Genomic DNA, 22,659 nt, shown 5'->3' with positions numbered 1-22,659 from the left:
TAGTACTGATGCACCATGTCCCGGATCTCATCACGGCTAATACCTCTCGGGCCAACAGTCATGGCTACTCCTGCTCTCGTCACACACCACCTGACTCACAACCAGCCTGACGCAGAGGGAAGCCGTTGGACGTGAGAGAGGAACGCGCCAAAAGCCGTTGGATGTGAGAGAACGTCAGGCCTTTGCGGCTTCCACGAACGCGCGGATCTTCGCCAGGTCCTTCACTCCCCGGGACGACTCCACACCTGAGGAAACGTCCACGCCCCAGGCATCCGCCGCAGTGGCAGCGAAGGCAACATTGCCGGGTTCAAGTCCGCCTGCGAGCAACCACTCCCGGCCGCCAAGTCCCTTCGCACGCACTGACCCGTAGTCCCAGGACTCTCCCGAACCCGGCACGGCTGCATCGATCAAGAGCAGATCCTCGCCCAGATCGCTGAACTGGTCCGGCGCGGCACCCATGGTGACGGCCCGGATGAGCCGCATACCGGCGTCGTGCACTGTTTTGACATCCTCGGCAGTCCGAGTGCCGTGCAACTGAACCCATGTGAGTCCAGCGGCGCGCGCAACAGAAACGGCGTCGGAGGCAGGCTCATGCCGGAAAACAGCCACAGCATTAACATGTGCGGGCACCAGCGGCAGCAGGATACGCACCTGGTCAGGACTGACTTCACGTGGGCTCGAAGTCAGCACGAAGCCGACCGCATCCGCACCGGCGTCGACGGCGGAGCGCACGGATTCGGGCGTGCTCAAACCGCACACTTTGACGAACATTCCGTGCCTCCAGCCGTATCCACAAACGTTTTCCACATATGACGTTAGCAAGCCGCAATGACAACGCAGAAGCTGTGTCCACCACTAGGCTGGTCGGATGGAGATCATCCGCTTTGCCGACATCCACCCCGAACCGTGGCGTAACGGAGGCGGTGTGACGCGCGAACTCGCCAGCCACCCGAAAGTCGCCTCGGCCCAGGACGGCGCGTGGGATTGGCGCGTCAGCATCGCCGATGTCTCCAAGGCCGGGGACTTCTCCAATTTTCCCGGCATGGAACGGGTCATCACCATCATTGACGGTGAGCTGCTGCTCCTGACCATCGACGGCGAAGAGCACCCGCTCGAGAAGTATCGTCCGTTCCGATTCTCGGGAGAGGCAGCGTCGTCAGCCACGCTACCCACGGGGGATATCCGCGACCTCAACGTCATCGTTCGCGCCAGCGCGTTCAAGGGGTACACGTCCATCGTCGAGATCTCCAAGAAACGCGCACACCCCGTGTTCGAGGGACAGTTGGCCGTCCTCCTGGAAGGCAAAGCGACGGTCTCGCCTGGGGCGGATCCGGAGGATGTGTCCGACGGCGCCAGCCCGGCTCCCAGCGCAGCCGAGCCGGTGGAGCTGAACCGCTACGACGCCGTGGTCGGCTCGGATACGCGGAGCCCCGAGATCTCGGGCCGGGGTTTTGTTGCCGTGATCTCCATCGACAAAGTGGACTCCCCGAACGTCTAGGCTGGTGACTTTCGCCACCCAAAGTGGCCACGGTCTGCTGGAGTTGCTAGCCTGAAATGAAGGTTCCGCTCTGGAACCTCCGGACGACGGTTCAGTACCCGGCACGCGACAAGACTGGCCAAAGGATCTGTCATGTCGTGGTTAATTCTCATTCTCTCCGGAGCCCTTGAGGCCGTTTGGGCTGCTGCACTTCACCGCTCAAAGGGCTTCCGCAAGCCAGTCCCCACCGTTATTTTCCTGGTCAGCGTCGTCGCCAGCACCGCCGGCCTCGCGATCGCCATGCAATCCATTCCCACGGGTACGGCGTACGCGGTGTGGGTGGGTGTCGGCGTCGTCCTGACTTCGGCATACGCCATGGTCACCAAGGTGGAACGCGCGACGACGGCCCGGTTGCTGCTGCTCGCAGGTATCGGCGCGTGCGTGGTTGGCCTGAAGGTGGTGGCGTAGCCATGGCCACAACAACCACCACGACCCAGAACTCTGCGAAGAACGGCGTCTTCTGGCTGGTTCTCCTGTCTTCAGCCGTCCTCGAAGCCGTGTGGGCCACTGCTCTGGGACTCTCCAACGGCTTCACCCAGTTGATTCCCACATTGGTATTCGCGGTGACAGCAGCATTGAGCATGCTCGGACTCGGGATCGCCGTGAAACGAATCCCCTTGGGCACTGCATACGCGGTATGGGTTGGAATCGGCGCGGCGCTCACTGTTGGCTGGGCCATGCTCAGCGGCGTCGAACCCGCGAGTCCGTTGAAGCTGCTCTTCATCGCCGGAATTGTGGGTTGTGCTGCTGGTTTGAAAGCCCTACCTGCTGGGAAACCTGTGGCTAAGGCCGAGTAGCCGGCACTCTTCCACGCTCCTTCCCAGTTGCCTCCCCCGGCACCCCTCGCCCAGCGGCAGAAACCCCGAAATCACAGGGGCGGGCATGCAGGCGTGCCGGGTGCTATCCGGACCAACTGGGAAGGAGCGTCGGCCACACCCGAAGAACCAGCAGGAATACCAAAGCCCGCGGCGGAGTTCACGCCACCAAAGGGCACTTCGAATACCAACACGCATGGGAGAAGTTCATGACTGCAGTTCAACTCGGCGATGGCCTTACTGTCAGCCCCCTCGGCTTTGGCGGCATGGCCCTGACACCGGTTTATGGGGGAATCGACCCCGCTGAAGCCCTGCAAACCCTTAGGCATGCGGTGGATGCGGGAATCACTTTCATCGACACCGCAGATGTTTACGGCGCCGGAAGCAACGAGGAGTTGGTGGGCCAGCTCCTGAAAGGCCGGCGTGACGAGATCCAGCTGGCAACAAAATTCGGAATAGAGGGCAACGCCGCGAACGGGTACACGGGAGTTCGCGGCGATGCGCCCTACGTCAGGCAGGCGGCAGAAGCTAGCCTCCGCCGCCTGGACACTGACGTGATTGACCTCTACTACCTGCACCGCCGTGACCTCCGCGTTCCGATAGTGGAAACCGTGGAGGCCATGGCGGAGCTGGTCCGAGAGGGCAAGGTTCGGCACCTGGGACTGTCTGAGGTGACAGCCGAGGAGCTTCGGCAGGCCAACGCCGTCCATCCCATTGCCGCGGTCCAAAGTGAATGGTCAATATGGAGCAGGGATGTTGAGCAAAACGTTGTTCCTGCAGCGAAGGAACTCGGTGTTGGCTTTGTGCCATATTCGCCGCTCGGCCGAGGGTTCCTCACGGGAACCATTAGCGCGAGCGACTTGGGCGAAAACGACTTCCGCCACAAGATTCCCCGCTTTGATGGCGAGGCCCTCGATGCGAACCAGGCCGTCGTGGCCGCGGTTCGCGAGGTAGCCGATGACCTGGGTGCAACTCCTGCCCAGGTAGCACTGGCTTGGCTGTTCGCCCAAGGCAAGCGCCTTGGGCTGCCGGTGGTCCCCATCCCCGGTACGCGCAAAACGCACCGTATTGACGAGAACCTTGGCGCGCTGTCCCTGCAACTGGGAACAGCGCAACTTGAGGTGCTCGACCAGGCCGCGGACGCCGTCGTCGGTTCGCGTTCTGCCGATCCCAACTGGGTGTCGCAAGGCCGCGAAGCCAACACGACCACTGCATAGACTGAGCCGATGGATTCGCTTATTCACTCATCGCGTGACGTCACCATCCGGAGCATTTCGGTTAGCGAGATGAACAACAATGTGTATCTGTTGACCTCGAAGTCCACAGGCGTGCAGCTGTTGATCGACGCCGCCGACGACCTTCCAGCCATTCAGCAACTCCTGAAGGACAGCGAAACGGATACTTCCGAAGTGCCGAAGCTCGTCCGAATCGCCACTACCCACCAGCATTGGGACCACATCCGTGCCTTGGGTGAGTTGGTATCCGCGACCGGCGCCAGCACCTCTGCAGGAGCGGACGACGCCGATGCGCTGCCCGTTCCTGTGGATGTCCGGCTTGGTCACGGCGACGTCGAGCGCTTCGGTGACTTAGAGATCACGTCGGTCCACTTGCGCGGACACACCCCTGGCTCGATCGCTTTCGTTTACCAGGATCCGGATGGGCCTGCCCACATTTTCAGTGGGGACTCGTTGTTTCCCGGAGGCGTCGGCAACACACAGGGCGATCCTTCACGTTTCACTTCACTATTGAACGACGTGAAAGAGCGGCTGTTCGACGCCTACCCGGACGAGACCGTGGTGCACCCTGGCCATGGGTTGCCCACGACGCTCGGAGCCGAGCGGCCACACCTTGACGAGTGGCGCGCCCGAGGCTGGTGATCCCCGCCGGACCGCGCGTTAGCGGCCGCGACGCTCGTTCGACGCCGGTGCCGATGCACGGCGCGGGCCACTGCGCGCCGGACGACCGGCGCCGGAGCCCCCGCGACCGGAGTTGCCGGATGCACCCGAGCCCGAACCGTAGGATCCGCCGGATGTAGCGCCCGTTGCCGAGGACCAAACAGCCTTGTTTCCGCCAGTACGGGTGCTCGTGGTGGACGCCGTGCGCGGGGCCGAAGCTGAGCGCTGGCCACCAGTAGCAGCACGCTGGCCCGAAGCGGGACGACCGCTGCGGCCGCCCTGACCCTGCGAGCCGGGAACGTCATTGCGGTGAGTGGCACCAGCCTTGCCGCGACCACGTGGGCTGCGGGCGACGTCGTCGTTCATTGCTGCGCGACGATCGGCGCGGTTGATGTCGGTGCGAACCGGCTCAGCTGCCACCTTGCCGCGTCCGCCGCGACCACCACGGCCACCCGCGGTGGGTGCAGCCTGGCCGCCCGTACGGCGTGCGCGCTTGCGCTGGGCGTTGGCGCCAGTGGACGTGCCGCCGCCCTGCGGGGCTTTCGCCGCGAGGAGCGCTGCACGGGTGCGGGGATCAACCTTGTCAGCGATGTCGCCCACGAGTTCGGCGACCAACGGCGAGTTGGCAGTGACGCGCTCGAACGATACGTCGACGCCGGCAGCCTTCATGAGCTTCTTGACGTCGCTCTGCTGCTCCGGGAGCGTCAGCGTGACAACGGTGCCATCGGAGCCAGCACGGGCCGTGCGGCCTGAGCGGTGGAGGTACGCCTTGTGCTCTGTGGGCGGATCAACGTGGATGACGAGTTCGACGTCATCCACGTGCACGCCGCGGGCTGCGACGTCGGTTGCCACCAGGACGCGAACGTCGCCGTTGGAGAACTCGGCCAAGTTGCGGTCGCGGGCGTTCTGCGACAGGTTGCCGTGAAGGTCGACGGCGGGGATGCCGGCGTCCGTGAGGGTCTTGGCAAGTTTGCGGGCGTGGTGCTTGGTCCGCATGAAGAGGACGCGGCGGCCAGCGCCGGAGGCCAGTTCGACGATGAGCTGCTTCTTGACGGTCTGATCGTTAACTACCAGGACGTGGTGTTCCATAGTGGTGACGGCAGCCTGCGGGTCATCCACGGAGTGCGTCAGCGGGTTGGAGAGGTAACGGTTGACCAGCTTGTCAACACCGTTGTCCAACGTCGCGGAGAAGAGCAGTCGCTGACCCTGCGTGGGGGTCATGTCCATGAGCTTCTTGACTACCGGAAGGAAGCCGAGGTCAGCCATGTGATCTGCCTCGTCCAGCACGGTGACCTCAACGGCTTCGAGGGTCAGGATGCGCTGGCGGATCAGGTCTTCGAGGCGGCCCGGGCAGGCGATGACGATGTCGACGCCGGCGCGCAACGCCTTTTCCTGGCGTGCCTGGGAAATGCCGCCGTAGATCACCGTGGTGTTCAGGCCCATGGCCTTGGCCAGCGGTTCGATCGTGGCGTTGATCTGGGTTGCGAGTTCACGCGTCGGAGCAAGGACGAGGCCCATGGGGCGGCCCGGCTTGCGGAAGTGCTTAGCTTCACGCTCGGCCAAGCGGGCCACAAGAGGGATGGCGAAAGCGATGGTCTTGCCGGAGCCGGTGCGGCCTCGGCCCAGGACGTCGCGGCCTGCGAGCGTATCCGGGAGGGTCTTCACCTGGATGGGGAATGCCTCTTCGATGCCGTCTGCGGCGAGGGAATCAGCAATAGCCTTGGGCGTGCCAAGGGCAGCAAAAGTAGTCATGTACTTATGTCTTTCGGGCGGTGTCCAGTTGCGGACATCGGCCCCCGACGCCGGTTGGGCCAGGGGTTCGCCGAGGAAAAGTCAGGTGGTCTACCGGTTCGCTACTGGAGCGTTGGCCGGGACCAAATGGAAGCGTTCATCGACGCAGGATGTGCCTCTCACATGAAAAATGCCCCGTCACGTGGCCTTTTGGGCCACCTGCTTCAGGGCGTCACCGCACATCAAGTGTTCCCATTCTAGCAGTGTTCGGCGTCCAGCCCTGCATCGGGCTGGTGCAGGCCTGCGTTGCGGGGCCCGGATTGCGTGCTTCCGGGCCCAAATAGCGCGCAGAGCAGGCCCCACAAGTCGAACGGACCGCCGCAGTCGGCCGGCACACCAACCTAGCGTCGGGCTACTTATGGAGCGAGGGCTCAGGATGGGCTTCGCGCGTTGTCGAGGCGCCCGCCCGGCTGGCGACCCGTGGCGCTATGACAACCCCGACGACGGCGATCACCGCCGTCAGTGCGAAGACCCCCGCGAACGGGTTCGTCGTCGCAAATGCTTGAAAAACGAGTCCCGTGGCGGCGAGGGCGAGCGCCCCGCCCAGGGAGTCGGAGATGGACATTGCTGCACTGTTGAAGCCTTGGTTATCGGGAGTCGAGAGGGCCAACGTCATGACGCTCAGCCGTGGGTACATGAGCCCCATGCCCCCGCCGGCAAGGATCCAACCTCCAATAGCAATGGCTGCCGGCAGTGCCAATGCCGCGGTCACCAGCGCCAGCACGATTGCCACCAGCACCAGCGCGGCACCAATCTTCACGGCGAGGGCATCAGCCAGTTTCGAACCCAACCGGCCCTGCAAAGCGGATGCTCCCGCCCATGCGAGCGCCGCGCCGGTTAGCGTGAGCCCGGCAAACGTCGGCGTGAAGGCGTACTGTTCGGTCAGCAGGTACGGCAGGTAGACCTCCGCGCCGAAGAACGCCGCCGACGCCAAACCGCGGGTGAGGATCACGCTGGGAAGTCCTCGGCGGGCAACCAGTGTTCCGCGCGGGACCAACGGCCTGACCGCCACCACGGCAAGGACAAGCGCGACGACGGCAATCACCCCTCCCACGCCCGGCACCTCTGCTGACAAGTTCAGTGCGAGGACGGTCAGGGCAGCCAGTGCCGCCCACCCCATGCGTCCGAACGCCCACGGAACGGTTTCGGTGACGGGCTCCGAGTCCATCCCCCGCACAGCCGGAACCACCATCAGCAGTGCGGGAACAACCAGCCCCACCACGCCCAGGAATACCCAGTGCCAACTGCTGAGCTGTGCCACGATGCCCGCCGCGAACGGGCCCACGAGTGAAGGGATCACCCAGGAAGCGGCAAACGCGGCGAAGATTTTCGGATGCAGAGTCGGCGGGTAGACGCGTGCCACCAAGACATACAGGGCAACGGTCATGGCACCGCCACCAAGTCCCTGCACGAGCCGGCCGAGCACCAGGACCTCCATGCTCCCGGCTGTTCCTGCGATCAGCAGCCCAGCAACGAACAGCGCCACCGATGCATACAGCGGCGCTGCAGGACCACGACGATCGGACCAATTACCTGCCCCAACCATGCCCATCACACCAGTCGCCAACGGACCGGCGAAGGCCAGCGCGTAAAGGGTGGCTCCGTCCAGGTCCCGGCTGACGAGCGGCATGATGGTGGTTACCGCCAGGGACTCGAAGGCGCTGAGGAAAACGAGCGCACACGCACCAACGGTGGCCAGCAGATATGGACGGCGGAGTATCCCGGCCGTTGAAGTATCAGAGGTCATGGACGTTACCCTAGAACCTCAACTAATGTTGAGGTCAATCCACCACGCCCACCACCGGAGGACCAGCCATGCCACAAGTTCCCGGCAGCGCCCACCGGCCCCTGAGCATCGGTGAGCTTTCCGAACGCAGCGGAGTATCGGCGTCGGCCCTTCACTTCTACGAACGCAATGGGCTCATCACAGCTGAACGCACGGCCGGCAACCAGCGGCGGTACCGGCGCGAAACGCTGCGTCGGGTGGCTTTCATCAAAACATCGCAAAGAGTTGGCCTTCCTCTGAAGGACATCCGGGAGGCGCTCGACTCCCTACCGGACGGACGGACTCCCACCAAGCGGGACTGGACACGGTTATCGTCGCGGTGGCGCAAGGAACTCGACGAACGGATCGCGGCCCTGCAACACCTGCGGAACGATCTGGATGGTTGCATCGGTTGTGGTTGCCTGAGCCTGAAATCATGCACGCTTCAGAATCCAGCCGACGAACTGGGGGCCACCGGGGCGGGAGCACAGCGCTGGAACCAGCCAGGATAGTTAGATGATCGCCGTCATGACATTCCAGCCCACTCCCACCTGTACCCGCGGCGAGTATCCGCCGAAGCCCTGTCCTGGGTAAAGCCACAGGGTGCCGCTGGCGTCGCGGGCCAGGATGTCCGGCACGTCGTCGCTGTCGAAGTCGCCCGGGGTGACGATGGCAGACATGACGTTCCACTCGATGCCAACCAGCAAGGGTGGAAACCAACCGCCCGAACCGTCGGGCTCGTAAAGAAACAGCGTGCCCCAGGTGTCGCGGGCAAGGATGTCGCGCCCCGGATTCCGCAGGTTCCCGGGGCCCATGATGGCCGTCATCACGTTCCAGCCCGTGCCCACCTTCGATCTGGGAAGCCAATCGCCTGAGCCGTTCCCCGGGTATAGCCAGAGGTCACCAGAACTATCCCGGGCAAGGACGTCGGCTTTGCCATCGTCATCAAAATCGCCTGGGGCAACGACGGCGGTCATCGCGTTCCAGCCGACGCCGACTTTGGAGCGGGGCAGCCAACCAGAATTGCCGTCGCCCGGATACAGCCACAAATCACCAGCCTCGTCGCGTGCCAGGACGTCCGGTTTGCGGTCACCGTCAAAGTCGCCTGACGCCATCAACAGGTTCATGATGTTCCAACCGGAGCCAACCTGTGAGCGGGGCAGCCAGCCACTGTTGCCGTTTCCGGGATACAGCCACAGCCCACCGGCGGAGTCCCTCGCCAGAACATCCGTGGCGCCATCGGAGTTATAGTCCTTCCACACATTCTCCGGATCCGCCGTACTAACAGCCATGACGTAATCGCCCTGGTTGCCCGGAACGACGTACCCCATGGATCCGTCCGGGAGCATGACCAGCTGACGGGGAAGCAACCCATCTTCCAACAGGATGACCCCTGCTGGTTTGAGCGTCGGCAGGCTGAGAACGTTGATGTCGTGGCCCAGCACATAAAGCCGCGCACCGTCGGGACTGACCTGGACCGTGAGGTGCCCCATGTTCATGACTGGGCCCTCACCGAGACTGACCCGTGTCAGCGAATTCCCCTGCAGATCGACTTCAGCAACGTAATTGTCATTCGGACTCTGGTCCACGACGAATGCCCGGGATCCGTCCGGAGTGAAGCTTGGCGCAGTGGCAACGGATTCGGTCATGACTTCCCCGATCACGGTGTCCGTGGCGACGCCTGCGATGGCGATGCCGCCTTCGAGCTTGGGGTAATACAGCTTGGATCCGTCCGGGGACATGGACCCTCCGGTTGACGTCCCGCCGAGCGGAATGGTGCTGGTCACGGTGTTGGTAGACGTCTCAATGGCGGACAACGATTGGTCCAGGAGATTCAGTGCGAACACCTTGGCCCCATCCGGCGTCACAAGAATCTGCGTTGGCTCGCGACCAACGGGAATGGAGGAAACCACGGACGCCGCCGCCACATCGATGACCGCAACGGATCCCGGCGTCGAGCCCGTGTCCGCCGGCGTTCCGTACACAGCCGCGTAAACGCTGGACGCGTCAGGGGTAAATGCGAGGCTGAAGACCGGGCCGCTCACCGGTATGTCCACGACCGTTATGGCGGCGGTGTCCACGACCGTGAGGAAGTGTTCCTGGAACTCGCTTGTGGCCAGGTAGACCTTGCCGCCGTCCGGGCTGACCTTCATGGCAGTAACATCACGAACATCAATGCTCGCAGTCACAGTACTAGTGGCCACGTCGATCGAGGCGAAAGCCCCGGATGCGGACACTGTGAAAAGCTTGCGGCCATCCGGGCTTGCCTCAGCAAAGTGTGGGCTCGGAACCTCGATCCTGTACGGCGTCCCGAAAGTCGCCATAGGTGCGGTGATAGTTGGCGCACTGATGGTTGGCGCGGTGGCTCCCGCGACGGCGTCGGGCTTTAGCGGATTGGCCTGGGCCGGTAGCCCTGAAGCCATGAGCGTAAAGGCCGCCGCCAAAGCCACAACGGCAGCACGCGCAGTGAACGTAAGCGTCCGGAACATCATGAATCCCCCGTTTCATGCGCCAATGACTTGTGTCCGGCGCTTGGCTCAAACGCTAGTCACCATCAAATGGAAAAACCAGATCATTTTGTTCGTATGTGTGTTTTGCCGAAGCAGCAACGGGCGTTGCCTTTAGTAGCCTGCTCACGGCACGCTTGGCTTATGGCTGAACACACTCACGACGGCGGCACTCCCCACGCCACGAATGACACCCCTGGCAGCACTCACCAGGACACCCATCAAGACACTGACCACAGCGGGCCGAGGCATGGCGGGCTCAACCTTCACGAAGACGCCGACAACGCCGCCGACATGTGGGACGGCATGTACAAGGAGCGTCCAAAAGTATGGAGCGGAAACCCGAATCCACAGTTGGTCGCCGAAGTAGCCGGGCTCCACGCGGGAACGGCCTTGGACCTTGGCTGCGGTGAAGGTGCAGACGCCATCTGGCTCGCCGGGCAGGGCTGGATGGTCACCGGCATGGATGTTTCGGCGGTCGCGCTTGAACGTGCGGCAGCCCATGCAGAGGAATCCGGTCACGCTGACCGGATTACCTGGCAGCAACAGGATCTGGCCGATTGGCAGCCGGAACCCATCTTTGACCTCGTTTCAGCACAGTTCCTCCACAGCCCCCTCCTGCCGTGGCGCGACTCCGTAGCTTCAGCGGCAGCCGCAGTAGCGCCGGGCGGCACGTTGCTGGTGGTAGGACATCACCCTCATGGGCTCGCTCCGTGGAGCCACCACCGTGAAACGGGCATGTTCTTCTCGCCGGAACAGTTGGCTGGATCGCTCCGCCTGGATCGCGAGCCGTGGTTCGTCAACGTCCTGACTTCGCGGGAACGCACCATCACCGGTCCAGAGGGCGGGACGGCTACCGTTTTGGACACGGTCCTACGGGCCACGAAGCACCCCTGATACTGGCGGGAACCGGCACCCAGGCCGGACTCGCCGTCGTCGTGAGCTCAAGCAAGAAACTTACGCTGTTTCCGGCAGCAGTTCCCCGTATGGTGCCACCACGGTTCCTGTGGCCGTTGAATCCGGGTTCAGCATCCAGCCAACCCGTTTGGCCGTATTCAACATAACTACGCTCTCCACGAGCTCGATGCCCGGGATCCGCTGCTGGATGGCGAGTTCCATTTCCATGATCTCGGCCAGCGACCGCAACCACATGATCATGGTGAAGTTGGTACGGCCGGTGGTGGATGCTGAAAACCTGACATTCCTGACGGAACGCAGTTCCGTGGCGGCGGCTTCGTGCTGGCCCGCCGGAACGTTCGCAAACCACTGGACGGTGATGGGAAAACCGGAGAATTTTTGGGCTATTTCGCAGCGGAAGGACAACATTCTGCTGTTCAGCACCCGCCCCAGCTGACGCTGCGCCGTGGCGGGATGCCGCCCCAAAGCCCGGGCTATCTCAGCAGCAGAAGCCCGGCCATCCCGGGATAGGAGCGGGATCAGCGCCAGATGGCTCTCGGGTAGCGGCACGACGATGGCGTCGGGAGCAGACGGGTTGGCCGATTCGGGCCCAGCCATTGCCCGGAGCGCCTGCTGTTCCCCCTTGGTGAGCACATTCAGCCGCCATGCGTAGCCGCTGGTGTGGATCCGGGTGCAGAGCGAGGTGTGGTACTTGGTAAGTCCGCGGACTTCCTTGAGCCGCGGCAGCAGGCTGGTGCTGAACTGATCGAGGTCCTGGGTGATGACGGTGAGTGTCAGGTCGCGGTTGCTGGCCGCTTCTTCGATGGTGATGACCTCGGGGAGCTCTGCCAGGGCCGCCGTGACTTGCGGCCGGAGGTCCATCTCGCAGTCGATGTCCACCATGGCAAGGCACATGTTTTTCGGGTCACCCATGAGATGGGCCGTAGTCCAGGCCGCACCGGCAGCCTTGAGGCGGTCCCAGCGCGCGGCCAAGGTTGTGGCGTGGACGCCCAGGACCTCGCCGGCATCGGACCAGCTGATACGAGGAGAAATCTGCAGGGCATTGATGAGGCGCAGATCCTCTTCGCTGAGTTCCATGCGTACATTCTCCTTCAACCGTGCATGAATCCTGCGTTTTTGGGGTTTCCATGCATTTTTACAGATGTTTTCAGGATTGTGAGTCAAGTCACCACAGAATTGCAAGAAGAACCCATAACCCAGCAAGAGCAGGAGAACACATGACCATCGCCGCTGACGCCAAGGAACTGCAGCACGACATCGTCCGCCTCCGCCACGACCTCCACCGTGAACCGGAGATCGGCCTGCAGCTCCCCCGCACCCAGGAAAAGGTGCTCAAGGCGTTGGACGGACTCCCGTACGAGATCACACTCGGCAAGGACACGACGTCGGTCACCGCGGTTCTTCGCGGTGGTGCAGTTTACGCTTCGGCCGAGAAACCGGTGGTGTTATTGCGGGCAGACATGGACGGCCTTCCCGTCCGGGAAACAACCGGCGTGGATTACACGTCCCGTATAGACGGAGCGATGCACGCCTGCGGACACGACCTCCACACCTCCATGCTCGCCGGAGCCGCTACCCTGCTGGCTGAGCGTCGCGACAAGCTGGCCGGCGACGTCGTACTCATGTTCCAGCCCGGCGAGGAAGGCTTCGACGGCGCCAGCTACATGATCAACGAAGGCGTCCTGGATGCTGCCGGGCGACGGGCAGATACGGCTTACGGCATGCACGTCTTCTCCTCGCTGGAACCCCACGGCCAGTTCGTCACCAAGAACGGCGTGATGCTCAGTTCCTCCGACGGGCTCGTAGTGACCGTGCTCGGTGCCGGCGGGCATGGCTCTGCCCCACATTCAGCCAAGGACCCCGTGACCGCAGCAGCGGAAATGGTCACCGCCCTTCAGGTCATGATCACGCGGCAGTTCAACATGTTCGATCCCGTTGTCCTCACCGTTGGCGTCCTGCACGCAGGTACCAAGCGGAATGTCATCCCTGAAACTGCCCGCATCGAAGCCACCATCAGGACCTTCTCGGAAGAGTCACGGCAGAAGATGATGGATGTAGTACCCAAGCTGCTCCAAGGCATCGCTGCAGCCCACGGCCTGGAGGTTGATGTGGACTACCAGCAGGAATACCCCCTCACCATCAACGACGAGGACGAAACCACCACGGCGGAGAAGGTCATCGCCGGTATGTTCGGCGAGTCCCGGCTGACCCGGATGGCAACTCCGCTGAGTGGTTCCGAGGACTTCTCGCGGGTGCTGGCCGAGGTCCCGGGAACATTCGTAGGGCTCAGTGCCGTTGCCCCCGGCACCGACCACGCGACGTCGCCCTTCAACCACTCGCCTTACGCAACGTTCGACGACGGCGTCCTCACCGACGGCGCTGCCCTGTATGCAGAGCTCGCGGTATCCCGCATCGCGGCCCTCGCCGCCAACTAACTCCCAGCCCTACCCCACCTTGGAGAAACACATGACCGCCACCGTTGGAACGTCCACCGAAGTCAAGGTCCACAAGTCCCACCTGCGCACGCTCGTCGGAACCGGCATCGGCAACGCCGTTGAATGGTACGACTGGGCCATCTACGCCACGTTCTCGCCGTTCATCGCGAGTGCTTTGTTCAGCCAGGCCGACCCTACGTCCGCCGTGCTGTCCACCTTGGCGATCTTCGCCGTCGGGTTTGTTGCTCGGCCCTTCGGCGGTTTCGTGTTCGGCTGGATCGGCGACCGCATTGGCCGCAAGACCTCCATGACGGTAGCCGTTGCCCTCGGAGCTCTCGGTAGCCTCCTCATCGGCATCGCTCCGACGTTCCAGGCTGTTGGCGCGTTCGCATCCGTGATGCTCCTGCTCGCCCGGCTCATCCAGGGCCTCGCCCACGGTGGTGAACTGCCGTCGTCGCAGACGTACCTGTCCGAGATGGCACCCAAGGAAAAGCGCGGTTTCTGGGCGACGCTCATCTACACGTCCGGCACCGCCGGCATCCTGGCCGGAACACTGCTCGGCGCGATCCTCACTGCTGTCCTGTCCAAGGACGACATGAGCGCCTGGGGTTGGCGCATTCCGTTCCTCATCGGTGGCGCACTGGGCATCTATGCGCTGTTCATGCGGGCCAAGATGAAGGAGACACACGCATTCGAGGCTGAGACGCCCAAGGAAAAGCGCCTGCCGATGTGGCCACAGATCGTCAAGTACCGCAAGCAGGCGCTGCAGGTTATCGGCCTGACCGTTGGCCTCACGGTGGTCTACTACATCTGGGGTGTCGTGGCACCGAGCTACGCGGCCACCACGCTGAAGATGGACCGGGGCGCTGCCCTTTGGGCCGGCGTGATCGCCAACGTCGTGTTCATTGCCGCACTCCCCTTCTGGGGCAAGCTGTCGGACCGGATCGGCCGCAAGCCGGTGCTCATCGGTTCCTCCATCGGTGCCATGGTCATGCACTTCCCCATGACGTGGCTGCTGAAGGACTCCCCGTGGCAGCTGGCTGTGTCCATGTCCGTGATGCTGTTCTTCATCGCTGGTAGCGCATCGATTGTCCCGGCCGTCTACGCCGAACTCTTCCCGACGCACATTCGCACTGTGGGCGTAGGCGTGCCGTACTCCATCTGCGTCGCGGCCTTCGGTGGCACGGCTCCGTACCTGCAGACCTGGCTCGGCAGCATTGGCCAGGGGTACCTGTTCAACGTGTACGCAGTAATCCTGTTGGTGATCGGCATCGCCGTCGCCTTCTCGATCCCCGAGACCAAGGGCAAGGACCTGACGGTCTAGCTCGTTGCGAGGCCCGCTCTGTGCCCTAAGTTCGTACTTTGGGCGTAGAGCGGGCCTCACAACGCGCTTAAACGAACTTGTTGCGGCCCGCGCGGTAGCCGAAGAACGCCGCCAGCGCTCCGACCACCAGGAACAGGACGCCCGCGGCGGTGAATCCACCCGTGGCTTGGTGGAGTTGTCCCACGAGCAACGTTCCCACCGAGCCCACTCCGTAGCCGACACCCTGCATCATCCCGGACAGGTGGGCGGCTGTGTGGGCATCTCGGGTGCGGACCATGATCATGGTGAGGGCCACAGCGGTGAGCGATCCCTGGCCAAGGCCCAGCAGCCCCGTCCAGATCCAGATCAGCTCAGTGGGCCCGAAGATGCTGAGGGCGAAACCGCCGCCGGTCATCAGGGCCACCACGGTGTTGATCATCCTTTGGTCCTTGAATCGCGTGGCCAAGGCAGGGGCAAAGAGTGAACCGAGCATCTGAAGCACGATCGATACCGACACAATCAGGCCAGCCGTCCCACCCTCGATGCCCCGGTCCCTCAGGATCGGCGCAAGCCACGCAAAAACACTGAACGACATCATGGCCTGCAGCACCATGAACAGCGTGACTTGCCAGGCCACCGCGGATCGCCACACGTTCACGCCGCCGCGGACCGCCTGGTGCCGCACGGGATGCTGGCGGATGGCCAGTGGAAGGAAGAGCAAAAGCACGACGCCGGCAGGCACCGCCCATGACCACAGCGCCGAAGTCCACTGGCCGGTTGCCGCAAAAACCGGATACGTGAAGCCTGCACCGAGCGCTGCGGATGCGCAGATCGCCGTGGTGTACAGGCCGCCCATCAACCCGAGCCTGTGCGGGAAGTCTCTCTTGACGACGCCCGGCAGGAGTACGTTGCAGAGAGCGATGGCCGCTCCACACGCAGCCGTGCCGGCAAGGAGTGTTGGAAGGTGCCCTGCTCCGGGGACCTCCGTTGGCCTGAGCAGGAGTCCGGCCGTGAGGACAGCCATCGCTCCGAGCAGTACCCGTTCTGCCCCGAAACGTCTCGCCAGTACCGGGGCAAGAGGTGCGAAAACGCCCAGCAATGTCACGGGAACGGTGGTCAGGACCACCACTGCCCAGCCCGGCAGCCCGGCGTCGGACGTTATTTCCGGAAGGACGGCCGAGAAGCTCGAGAAGACCGTCCGAAGGTTCAGGCCGATCAGTACTAGGCAGATGCCGAGGTAGATCAGGCCTCGTTGCGAGCGCAGCTGGGTGGGGGCCGCCGCCGGGATGTCGTCGATCTCTGCGTCGACAGCGATCTCAGGGCGAAGGGCCTGATAGCGGATCGGTTCTGCCGGGCCGCTTGCATCTGAGACGCCGGGCCTGTTCGAGGAGGTCACGCGTCCTATTCTGTCAGCCGTGTCCGATCTACTGCTCAAGGGCGTGATGTGACCGCGACGGCCTCTCCGCAGCAGTTTTACCCGCCTCCGCCACGCATGTGGTTGCCGAAGTTGCTCTCACGGTCTTGCCAAAGAGGCGATTTGACGGTCTCAGCGGACACATCAGAGAGCCGTGAAATTTGCTTTAGTGGCGATCACCCGCAAAACGTGACGCAAAAACTCTAGATATCTTAAAGAACCTGCAAAACAGTGCGCGAATGCAATGCAAATCTAAAGAAGATGAGCACTTGAAAGAAAGAAGACACTAACTTTTAATGACAAAACCTTTGCGCCCTATACTCTGCGTAAAGCCGACCAGTCACCTCTTCCGTCCAGCCCGGCGCTGCGGCAAAAAGCCAGACAGGCCGTCAATCCCATAATCCAGGAAGAGCGTCCACGAAATGAACAGGTCAAGAGCTTCTGTTACGGCGGGCGTGCTGCTACTCATCAGTCTGTCCTCTTGCGCCCCGGGAATCACTAAACCTCTCGACCCGGGACCAAGTCAGCAAGTGGAGCAGGCCACCCCTCCGAGTCCGAATGACGCATACGCCAACATTCCACCTGACCAGATACAACAAGCTGGCACCGACGTTGACTTTATTTGGGAACCGAAGGATGCATTTTACGGATTCGACAAGTACCCCGCCGTGGCTCGTGTACACATCGATTCCATCGACAGCGGGCGATCGTTCAGCCCGATTTCCGATCAGTATGTGTTCCCGCAAACTATTGGAAAGATGTCCGTCCGGGAGGTCTACAAGGGCGACCTTGAGCCTGACACTCAAGTGAACTATTCAAGGGTTGGCGGAACTGTCACCTACGACGACTACTGGAACAGCCTCAATCAAGCACAGCGGGAAAAGATACTTCAGTTGAACCGGGGCCAAAAACCGACTGACGCGAAGTACGTTCAGGCTAAGATCACGGACGACATCGACGTCGAAGTTGGCAAAGAATATGTCGCCTTCCTTCAGCCGCAAACCGCCAAAGACGGAAGCCTCAAGGAGTACTCAATCACCGGGTATCAGTATGGTCTAAGAGAGGTGAGAGGCACCGGTGACGAAGCCACGGTTCTCAACAACGAGACCCAGACCTGGGAGAGCCTCGGCAGCTACGTGAAGCTTCCTTAGCCATCGGCGTCGAGCTACTAGGCGCAATCCTTTTGACACCTGTATGCACCTCAATACTTCTTACTGAGCCACATCAGGCGACCGCCTCTGCGAAGCGTCCATCGGAACCAAAGTATTCTGGAATGGATGAGTGAAACCCCAGATTCCCCGCGACCAGTAACGCCCGGCAGCCAGGCTTCCTTCGGAACGTACGGTGGCCGTCCGGTCAGTTTCGTGCGCCGCGGCACCCGTTTGCAGGGCCGCAGGCAGGCCGCGTGGGAGGAACACGCCGAACGCTGGGCTGTCCAGGTTCCGCGTCACGTGGCCAACACTTCGGTACACCCCGATTACACGTTTGACGCCGAGGCCGTGTTTGGGCGCACAGCTCCCTTGATCGTCGAGATCGGTTCGGGTTTGGGTGACGCCGTGGTCCATGCCGCCGAACAGAATCCGGACAAGGATTTCTTGGCCGTCGAGGTTTACACGCCCGGCCTGGCCAACACCATCATTAAGATCAACAGCCGTGGCCTGACCAACGTTCGGGTGGTGGAAGCCAACGCACCCGAGGTTTTGGAGTCGATGCTTCCGGCGGGCTCAGTCAGTGAGCTGTGGGTATTCTTCCCCGATCCATGGCACAAGGCACGCCACCATAAGCGCCGCCTGATCCAGCCGGCTTTCGCTTCCGTAGCTGCCAAGGCCCTGGAAAAGGGTGGCTACTGGCGGATTGCCACCGATTGGTCCAATTACGCAGTGCACGTCCGCGAGGTCCTGGCAGGCTCGACGGAATTTGAAAACATGCACGAAGGCGAGCGCAGCGGCGAGGAGAGCCCGCTGACGCAAGTGTGGCAATCCGGCGTCGAGTCTGTTGTGGGAGGGGCGCCGGTGCGGGAAGGGCGCGCACCCGTCAGCACCGAGCACACTGGTCCGAATGAGGGCGTGGACGAGGAAGGCGGCTGGGCTCCCAGGTTCGAGGGCCGTATCCGCACGAGCTTTGAAAACAAGGCCCACGAGGCCGGCCGAATGATTTTCGACCTCACGTATCGCAAGATCTAGCGCACGGACTTTGGGGGAATCATGAGCTACCAGCCACCGGTTGAGTACCAGCATCGGTCCAGAACACCCGGGTTGGGTGCGGGCATCACGAGTATTGTTTCGGCTGTGCTTTCGCCAGTGGCCGCGGTGGTCAGCATTCCCCTGGGCGTTGCGGCAGTCGCGTCCCAGATCAGCCGATACAACCAGGGAAATGATGCTTGGTGGATTGGCGCATTGGCCTTTGCCGCGCTTGCAGTTCTCTTGTCCATCGTGGCGATCGTCTGTGGGCTTGTTGCCGTCTTCCGTGCGGGGCGTATGAATGCTGGACGCGTTACCGGAATCATCGGCCTGGCGATCATGGCGATCAACGTTTTTGGTGTTGCCTTCATGGTGCTCTTGGTACTCGGTTCCGGGCAGGGGTCCTGAATGCCGCAGGTTCGCGCTGAACGTTTTATCCGCCTGGATGCCGAGACAGCCTTCGCGCTTTCGCAGACCACTGGCGAATTCAGGCTCAGATGGGATCCGTTCATTTCGGCGCAAAGCTTCGTGGACGGAGCCAAGGCAGCCGGCAAGGGGGTACGTACACGAACCATCTCCAGAATGGGGCTGAAGATGGTTAGTGAGTACGTCTCCTACACCCCGCCCCGCAATGTAGGAATGACCATGGTGTCCGGGCCTTGGTTCTTCGAGAACTTCGGCGGTGGCTGGCGGTTCACCCCCGACGACGGCGGCACCCGGGCAGTCTGGAAGTACACCTTTTCCTGCCGCCCGGCTGCGCTAAAGCCTTTGGCAGAGAAGATCGGGAGCTGGCTGTTGGGCCGCGAGATTGAACGGAGAATAGAGGCGTTTGCCCGGGCATGCGAGGACCCGGCCCTCGTAGCAGAGGTGCGGGCAAACCTACGGGACTGAAATCGACGCCACTGTCTTTTCATCCTCATCCCGGAGCTCCACACCGGCTATGCCGCCAAGCTGCACGGGCGTAGCGCCAGTGATCTTGATGCGACCACTCGGCGTCGCCGTCCAGCCGCAGGTACGCTCTTCCGCTCCATCCCTGCCCTTCACCCATAAGTAGAGAGTTCCTTCGAGCGGCATGCTCTTGCCCTCCACCTCAAGCTCCGTGCCCCAGGCCTTCTTCACCATGCCCACTGTCAGCTGCAGGCCTGTTTCAGCCTGTACCGAGTAGCTGGCATCGGGTTTCGGTGGCTGGTTCAAGAGTGGACCGGCAAGGAATCCAAGTGCCAGGCACGCCGCGGCGACTGCCCCCACCAAACCCGCCCACCGGCGTCGTGATTTCTTCCTACGAGCCGAAAGGTCAACCAGGATCTTCTGCGGCAGTGCTTCCCGGCCCGGTACCAATGGTGCCAGGGCACCGGCGGTGCCCGTCGCGGTGAGAGCGACGGCGTCGGAGGCAGGAACGGCGTCGAGCAACGCGGGGAGGCTTTCCAACTCCTCAAGTTCGCGCCGGCACGCAGCACATCCGGCGAGGTGCTCTTCAAAGGTGCGAGCCTCCTCGGAGTCGAGCCCGCCCAGCAGGTAGGCGCCCAGCAGTTGGTGGACGGGATTGCCGTTCATCGTTCCACCCCCATTTCATCAAGGATCGTTCGGAGGGCTTTCACAGCATAGAAAGCCCGGGATTTCACAGTGCCGGCAGGGATGTTCAGCTGCAGTGCTGCCTCGCTGACGGTGAACCGCTGGTAGTGCAGGGCCACAAGGACCTCGCGGTGTTCGTGGCTGAGCCGCAGGAGCGCCTCTTCCATGAGGACGCGATTCAGTAGCTCATCAACGCGCTCCGTCGCAACATGGTCCGGAAGGTCGTGCTCGCCAGCCTCGAGAGGGCGACGCTGGGACTTCCGATAGTTGTCGATGATGACGTTTCGGGCAGTCCGGAAGAGGTAGCTGCGCAGGCTGCCTGTAATCTGCGGCGCGTGCTGCCACACCTTGAGGATGGTCTCCTGCACGACGTCGTCGGCCTGGTGCGTGTCCGAGGTGCAGCTGAGCACAAAGCGTTTCAGGGCCACGCCGTGATCGCGGTAGATTGCCGCAACGACGTCCTCGTCCAACGGCATAGCCACCTCCTTCGCTGTGTTTCCCGCTGCCCTACCCTGCCCTACCCCCATACGACGCCACGCGCGGGGAAAAGGTTCAGTTCCTTGAACCATTCTTCCCCTGCTGGCGTCGTAGGGGTTAGCGCCGACCCATCCCGGCCGGCCCGTCAAAGGAGCTAAACATGAGAAATAGACTCAGCGTTGGACTCGGCGCCGTGGTTTTCGCCGTGGCTCTTGCCGGTTGCGCCGGAAGCCCCGGGACAAGCACCTCGTCCTCTGCCGCGCCCACAGCCGCCACTTCCTCTACGGCCCCTACGTCTATGTCGCCAAGCACGGATGCCATGTCCAGCCCGGCGGCGGCGGGCGCAGAGATGAAAGTAGCGTCATCCAGCGCCGGGCAGATCGTTGTGGACAGCAAGGGCATGAGCCTGTACTTCTTCACCAAGGACGTCAAGGACTCAGGAACCAGCGCATGCACCGGCGCCTGCCTCACGGCTTGGCCCGTTTTCACGACGACGTCGGACAAGCCAACCGTTGACGGCGTCAGCGGCACCGTGGGAACCATAGCGACCCCTGACGGGAAGAAGCAGGTCACCCTCAACGGCATGCCGCTGTACTACTACGCCAAGGACAAGGCTCCGGGCGATGTCAACGGCCAGGGCGTGATGAACGTCTGGTACCTGGTAAGCCCCAGCGGCGAGATGATCAAGGGCGCTGCAGCCGGCTACTGACGGCTTCATTTTCGGGCTCGTTCACCGGGTTCGCGGGAATCCTGCCATTTCGTAGGGAAGTTTCCCTACGAGTGTGACGGGTTCCCGCGAACTCAGCCCTGCGGGGGTGAAGCCCGCAACGCTCGAAGGATGCGCTCTTTGAACGCGCGCTCTTGAAAGAGGTCCTTCCATTCGATCCTGATGAACCGCCAGCCTTCCTCGATGAGGGCTTTCTCCCGGCGCCGTTCTTCAAAGATGACCTCGTCGGTGGGTTTGAAGTCGAAGTACTTGGTCCGTCCATCGAATTCCAATGCCAGCTTTTCCTCCTTCCATGCGAAGTCCATGCGATAGAGACCTACGCGGGACTGGACCTCGAACTGTGGCTGTGGAGGTTTGATTCGCAGCCTTTGTATGAGGTTGCGGGTCATCGTTTCCCCGGCGGACTCAGAGCTGGGGTCCGCGTTGTCCAGAGCTTTCCGAAGGGTTCGGACACCTCGTTTTCCCGCGGATGCGGCTGCCATGCGGGCCAACAGGGCGGCGTCGGCACCCAGCCGCAGGCCGTGGTCCATGATCACCAGTGCTTTGGGGTAGCTGAGCATCATGGCACAGTCGGCTATGGTGCGCTCCAGCGTTGTCGCCCGTAGTCCCCTAACTGTGGCGACGTCGTCTTCATCGCAGATTCCCGTGTGTCCCCGAACGTCCATGCCCCACCGATCCGAAGAAGGCCTGGAGGGGTGCAGGATGTGGACTTTGTCGTCCACACCCCACACGAAAAGACCGTGAAGTCGTGCAGCCGAAAGGTGGCTGTAGACGAAGCCACCCGTAGACGTGGTGAGTGTGCCATGGGCGTGTGCGATGATCCGCTCCATGGCCTGCCTCCGAGGACCCTGCGCTTGCCACGTACTGGACCTTATGTAGCAGCCATACCTCATTCGGTGCAGTTGGCCGGCATCTACCAATGCCTTGATGCTTCGGCTGCTGTGCCCAAAGCGAAGCAATTCGTCGGTCCGCCACATGTAACCACGCTCAGGCAAGGCGCGGACGGACATGGGTGCGGGTGCGTTGGATTCTATTTCCATCGGTTCAGGATGGCCGCGGCGCCTTGAGTGACGTAAGGGGATGGCCCGCCTATGTGGACATCCGACCAGCGAAACCGCGGAAACAGTGCGAACTCGCGGGAAGGTCGGTATATATCAAGCTGTTTGTGACAGCTGGGTGGGTTGTTTGTGGTTGATTCCGGCGGTGGGTGGTATTCCTGGCGCGGTGGGTCTGCGGCGGTATCTGTGAGGGTTGCGGGCGTAGCAGGCATCGAGGGTTTGTTGTCGTTGCCTGCGCGCCTGCTCGATTAGCCCGTGGTGGACG

At 62.5% G+C, this 22,659-nt stretch carries 23 protein-coding genes and 1 riboswitch; of the genes, 14 read left to right on the top strand and 9 right to left on the bottom strand.

Going from position 1 to position 22,659, the window contains the following annotated elements:
- Positions 1 to 174 precede the first annotated feature (174 nt).
- Complete coding sequence (locus tag KSW38_RS22810; protein WP_216927527.1) at positions 175 to 771, bottom strand: phosphoribosylanthranilate isomerase; 597 nt, start codon at positions 769 to 771, stop codon at positions 175 to 177.
- A 97-nt stretch (positions 772 to 868) separates the two neighbouring features.
- Here KSW38_RS22810 and KSW38_RS22805 point away from each other — a divergent pair, with 97 nt between their 5' ends.
- The 5 genes from KSW38_RS22805 to KSW38_RS22785 all read left to right on the top strand — a co-directional run bounded on the left by KSW38_RS22805 (position 869) and on the right by KSW38_RS22785 (position 4,229).
- A complete protein-coding gene (locus tag KSW38_RS22805; protein WP_216927525.1) occupies positions 869 to 1,498 on the top strand; it encodes a HutD/Ves family protein in 630 nt (209 codons plus the stop codon).
- A gap of 57 nt (positions 1,499 to 1,555) precedes the next feature.
- A riboswitch (guanidine-III (ykkC-III) riboswitch) is annotated at positions 1,556 to 1,621 on the top strand.
- Positions 1,622 to 1,630: 9 nt separating this feature from the next.
- A complete protein-coding gene (locus KSW38_RS22800) occupies positions 1,631 to 1,945 on the top strand; it encodes a DMT family transporter (RefSeq protein WP_216927523.1) in 315 nt (104 codons plus the stop codon).
- A 2-nt stretch (positions 1,946 to 1,947) separates the two neighbouring features.
- Positions 1,948 to 2,334, top strand: a complete 387-nt coding sequence (locus tag KSW38_RS22795; RefSeq protein ID WP_216927522.1) for a DMT family transporter — start codon at positions 1,948 to 1,950, stop codon at positions 2,332 to 2,334.
- A 227-nt stretch (positions 2,335 to 2,561) separates the two neighbouring features.
- Positions 2,562 to 3,569 (top strand): aldo/keto reductase, encoded by a 1,008-nt coding sequence (locus KSW38_RS22790; RefSeq protein WP_216927520.1) that lies wholly within the window; start codon positions 2,562 to 2,564, stop codon positions 3,567 to 3,569.
- A 9-nt stretch (positions 3,570 to 3,578) separates the two neighbouring features.
- The gene (locus tag KSW38_RS22785) at positions 3,579 to 4,229 is read left to right on the top strand and encodes an MBL fold metallo-hydrolase (protein ID WP_216927516.1); all 651 of its coding nucleotides are present in this window, start codon (positions 3,579 to 3,581) and stop codon (positions 4,227 to 4,229) included.
- Between the two features lie 18 nt (positions 4,230 to 4,247).
- Here KSW38_RS22785 and KSW38_RS22780 read toward each other — a convergent pair whose 3' ends face one another.
- Both KSW38_RS22780 and KSW38_RS22775 read right to left on the bottom strand, forming a co-directional pair.
- Positions 4,248 to 5,999: a DEAD/DEAH box helicase gene (locus KSW38_RS22780; RefSeq protein ID WP_216927514.1), complete on the bottom strand. Its 1,752-nt coding sequence runs from the start codon at positions 5,997 to 5,999 to the stop codon at positions 4,248 to 4,250.
- A 391-nt stretch (positions 6,000 to 6,390) separates the two neighbouring features.
- Positions 6,391 to 7,785, bottom strand: coding sequence for an MFS transporter (locus KSW38_RS22775; RefSeq protein WP_216927512.1), 1,395 nt, complete (start codon positions 7,783 to 7,785; stop codon positions 6,391 to 6,393).
- Positions 7,786 to 7,853: 68 nt separating this feature from the next.
- Here KSW38_RS22775 and soxR point away from each other — a divergent pair, with 68 nt between their 5' ends.
- Positions 7,854 to 8,315 (top strand): redox-sensitive transcriptional activator SoxR, encoded by a 462-nt coding sequence (soxR, locus tag KSW38_RS22770; protein ID WP_216927510.1) that lies wholly within the window; start codon positions 7,854 to 7,856, stop codon positions 8,313 to 8,315.
- Here the strand turns inward: soxR and KSW38_RS22765 are convergent, their stop codons facing one another.
- Positions 8,316 to 10,295 (bottom strand): FG-GAP-like repeat-containing protein, encoded by a 1,980-nt coding sequence (locus tag KSW38_RS22765; RefSeq protein WP_216927508.1) that lies wholly within the window; start codon positions 10,293 to 10,295, stop codon positions 8,316 to 8,318.
- A gap of 159 nt (positions 10,296 to 10,454) precedes the next feature.
- Here KSW38_RS22765 and KSW38_RS22760 point away from each other — a divergent pair, with 159 nt between their 5' ends.
- Positions 10,455 to 11,207: an SAM-dependent methyltransferase gene (locus tag KSW38_RS22760; protein WP_428982471.1), complete on the top strand. Its 753-nt coding sequence runs from the start codon at positions 10,455 to 10,457 to the stop codon at positions 11,205 to 11,207.
- A 60-nt stretch (positions 11,208 to 11,267) separates the two neighbouring features.
- Here the strand turns inward: KSW38_RS22760 and KSW38_RS22755 are convergent, their stop codons facing one another.
- Positions 11,268 to 12,305 (bottom strand): Lrp/AsnC family transcriptional regulator, encoded by a 1,038-nt coding sequence (locus tag KSW38_RS22755; RefSeq protein ID WP_216927505.1) that lies wholly within the window; start codon positions 12,303 to 12,305, stop codon positions 11,268 to 11,270.
- A 140-nt stretch (positions 12,306 to 12,445) separates the two neighbouring features.
- On the opposite strand from KSW38_RS22755, the gene KSW38_RS22750 reads away from it, so the two are divergent.
- The gene (locus KSW38_RS22750; RefSeq protein ID WP_216927504.1) at positions 12,446 to 13,663 is read left to right on the top strand and encodes a M20 metallopeptidase family protein; all 1,218 of its coding nucleotides are present in this window, start codon (positions 12,446 to 12,448) and stop codon (positions 13,661 to 13,663) included.
- 31 nt (positions 13,664 to 13,694) lie between these two features.
- Positions 13,695 to 14,987, top strand: coding sequence for an MFS transporter (locus tag KSW38_RS22745; protein WP_216927502.1), 1,293 nt, complete (start codon positions 13,695 to 13,697; stop codon positions 14,985 to 14,987).
- Positions 14,988 to 15,054: 67 nt separating this feature from the next.
- Here KSW38_RS22745 and KSW38_RS22740 read toward each other — a convergent pair whose 3' ends face one another.
- Entirely contained in the window at positions 15,055 to 16,362 is a 1,308-nt protein-coding gene (locus tag KSW38_RS22740) for an MFS transporter (RefSeq protein ID WP_428982470.1), read from the bottom strand.
- Positions 16,363 to 16,910: 548 nt separating this feature from the next.
- On the opposite strand from KSW38_RS22740, the gene KSW38_RS22735 reads away from it, so the two are divergent.
- The 4 genes from KSW38_RS22735 (at position 16,911) to KSW38_RS22720 (ending at position 19,451) form a co-directional block, all read left to right on the top strand.
- Positions 16,911 to 17,531, top strand: coding sequence for a hypothetical protein (locus KSW38_RS22735; protein ID WP_216927500.1), 621 nt, complete (start codon positions 16,911 to 16,913; stop codon positions 17,529 to 17,531).
- Between the two features lie 126 nt (positions 17,532 to 17,657).
- Positions 17,658 to 18,563 (top strand): tRNA (guanosine(46)-N7)-methyltransferase TrmB, encoded by a 906-nt coding sequence (trmB, locus tag KSW38_RS22730; RefSeq protein WP_216927498.1) that lies wholly within the window; start codon positions 17,658 to 17,660, stop codon positions 18,561 to 18,563.
- Between the two features lie 21 nt (positions 18,564 to 18,584).
- The gene (locus KSW38_RS22725) at positions 18,585 to 18,968 is read left to right on the top strand and encodes a hypothetical protein (RefSeq protein WP_216927496.1); all 384 of its coding nucleotides are present in this window, start codon (positions 18,585 to 18,587) and stop codon (positions 18,966 to 18,968) included.
- Positions 18,969 to 19,451, top strand: coding sequence for a type II toxin-antitoxin system RatA family toxin (locus KSW38_RS22720; RefSeq protein ID WP_216927494.1), 483 nt, complete (start codon positions 18,969 to 18,971; stop codon positions 19,449 to 19,451).
- Here the strand turns inward: KSW38_RS22720 and KSW38_RS22715 are convergent.
- Together KSW38_RS22715 and KSW38_RS22710 are read right to left on the bottom strand one after the other, a co-directional pair.
- Positions 19,440 to 20,114 (bottom strand): anti-sigma factor family protein, encoded by a 675-nt coding sequence (locus tag KSW38_RS22715; RefSeq protein WP_216927492.1) that lies wholly within the window; start codon positions 20,112 to 20,114, stop codon positions 19,440 to 19,442. The genes KSW38_RS22720 and KSW38_RS22715 overlap by 12 nt on opposite strands.
- Positions 20,111 to 20,608 (bottom strand): sigma-70 family RNA polymerase sigma factor, encoded by a 498-nt coding sequence (locus KSW38_RS22710; RefSeq protein WP_216927490.1) that lies wholly within the window; start codon positions 20,606 to 20,608, stop codon positions 20,111 to 20,113. The genes KSW38_RS22715 and KSW38_RS22710 overlap by 4 nt, the downstream gene beginning before the upstream one ends.
- A 161-nt stretch (positions 20,609 to 20,769) precedes the next feature.
- Here KSW38_RS22710 and KSW38_RS22705 point away from each other — a divergent pair, with 161 nt between their 5' ends.
- A complete protein-coding gene (locus KSW38_RS22705) occupies positions 20,770 to 21,318 on the top strand; it encodes a COG4315 family predicted lipoprotein (RefSeq protein WP_216927487.1) in 549 nt (182 codons plus the stop codon).
- 92 nt (positions 21,319 to 21,410) lie between these two features.
- Here the strand turns inward: KSW38_RS22705 and KSW38_RS22700 are convergent, their stop codons facing one another.
- On the bottom strand, positions 21,411 to 22,376 hold the full coding sequence (locus KSW38_RS22700) for a type IV toxin-antitoxin system AbiEi family antitoxin domain-containing protein (RefSeq protein ID WP_254186837.1): 966 nt from the start codon (positions 22,374 to 22,376) through the stop codon (positions 21,411 to 21,413).
- Positions 22,377 to 22,659 lie beyond the last annotated feature (283 nt).

The organism is Paenarthrobacter aromaticivorans (assembly GCF_019038615.1).
GTDB classification, from domain to species: Bacteria; Actinomycetota; Actinomycetes; order Actinomycetales; family Micrococcaceae; genus Arthrobacter; species Arthrobacter aromaticivorans.
The sequence above is the reverse complement of the archived record's forward strand: the minus strand, read 5'-3'. Positions and strand labels throughout refer to the sequence as shown.

Coding starts and splice junctions, on each gene's coding strand:
- KSW38_RS22810 (WP_216927527.1), bottom strand. CDS start 771: ATGTTCGTCAAAGTGTGCGGTTTGAGCACGCCCGAATCCGTGCGCTCC.
- KSW38_RS22805 (WP_216927525.1), top strand. CDS start 869: ATGGAGATCATCCGCTTTGCCGACATCCACCCCGAACCGTGGCGTAAC.
- KSW38_RS22800 (WP_216927523.1), top strand. CDS start 1,631: ATGTCGTGGTTAATTCTCATTCTCTCCGGAGCCCTTGAGGCCGTTTGG.
- KSW38_RS22795 (WP_216927522.1), top strand. CDS start 1,948: ATGGCCACAACAACCACCACGACCCAGAACTCTGCGAAGAACGGCGTC.
- KSW38_RS22790 (WP_216927520.1), top strand. CDS start 2,562: ATGACTGCAGTTCAACTCGGCGATGGCCTTACTGTCAGCCCCCTCGGC.
- KSW38_RS22785 (WP_216927516.1), top strand. CDS start 3,579: ATGGATTCGCTTATTCACTCATCGCGTGACGTCACCATCCGGAGCATT.
- KSW38_RS22780 (WP_216927514.1), bottom strand. CDS start 5,999: ATGACTACTTTTGCTGCCCTTGGCACGCCCAAGGCTATTGCTGATTCC.
- KSW38_RS22775 (WP_216927512.1), bottom strand. CDS start 7,785: ATGACCTCTGATACTTCAACGGCCGGGATACTCCGCCGTCCATATCTG.
- soxR (WP_216927510.1), top strand. CDS start 7,854: ATGCCACAAGTTCCCGGCAGCGCCCACCGGCCCCTGAGCATCGGTGAG.
- KSW38_RS22765 (WP_216927508.1), bottom strand. CDS start 10,295: ATGATGTTCCGGACGCTTACGTTCACTGCGCGTGCTGCCGTTGTGGCT.
- KSW38_RS22760 (WP_428982471.1), top strand. CDS start 10,455: ATGGCTGAACACACTCACGACGGCGGCACTCCCCACGCCACGAATGAC.
- KSW38_RS22755 (WP_216927505.1), bottom strand. CDS start 12,305: ATGGAACTCAGCGAAGAGGATCTGCGCCTCATCAATGCCCTGCAGATT.
- KSW38_RS22750 (WP_216927504.1), top strand. CDS start 12,446: ATGACCATCGCCGCTGACGCCAAGGAACTGCAGCACGACATCGTCCGC.
- KSW38_RS22745 (WP_216927502.1), top strand. CDS start 13,695: ATGACCGCCACCGTTGGAACGTCCACCGAAGTCAAGGTCCACAAGTCC.
- trmB (WP_216927498.1), top strand. CDS start 17,658: ATGAGTGAAACCCCAGATTCCCCGCGACCAGTAACGCCCGGCAGCCAG.
- KSW38_RS22725 (WP_216927496.1), top strand. CDS start 18,585: ATGAGCTACCAGCCACCGGTTGAGTACCAGCATCGGTCCAGAACACCC.
- KSW38_RS22720 (WP_216927494.1), top strand. CDS start 18,969: ATGCCGCAGGTTCGCGCTGAACGTTTTATCCGCCTGGATGCCGAGACA.
- KSW38_RS22715 (WP_216927492.1), bottom strand. CDS start 20,114: ATGAACGGCAATCCCGTCCACCAACTGCTGGGCGCCTACCTGCTGGGC.
- KSW38_RS22710 (WP_216927490.1), bottom strand. CDS start 20,608: ATGCCGTTGGACGAGGACGTCGTTGCGGCAATCTACCGCGATCACGGC.
- KSW38_RS22705 (WP_216927487.1), top strand. CDS start 20,770: ATGAGAAATAGACTCAGCGTTGGACTCGGCGCCGTGGTTTTCGCCGTG.
- KSW38_RS22700 (WP_254186837.1), bottom strand. CDS start 22,376: ATGGAAATAGAATCCAACGCACCCGCACCCATGTCCGTCCGCGCCTTG.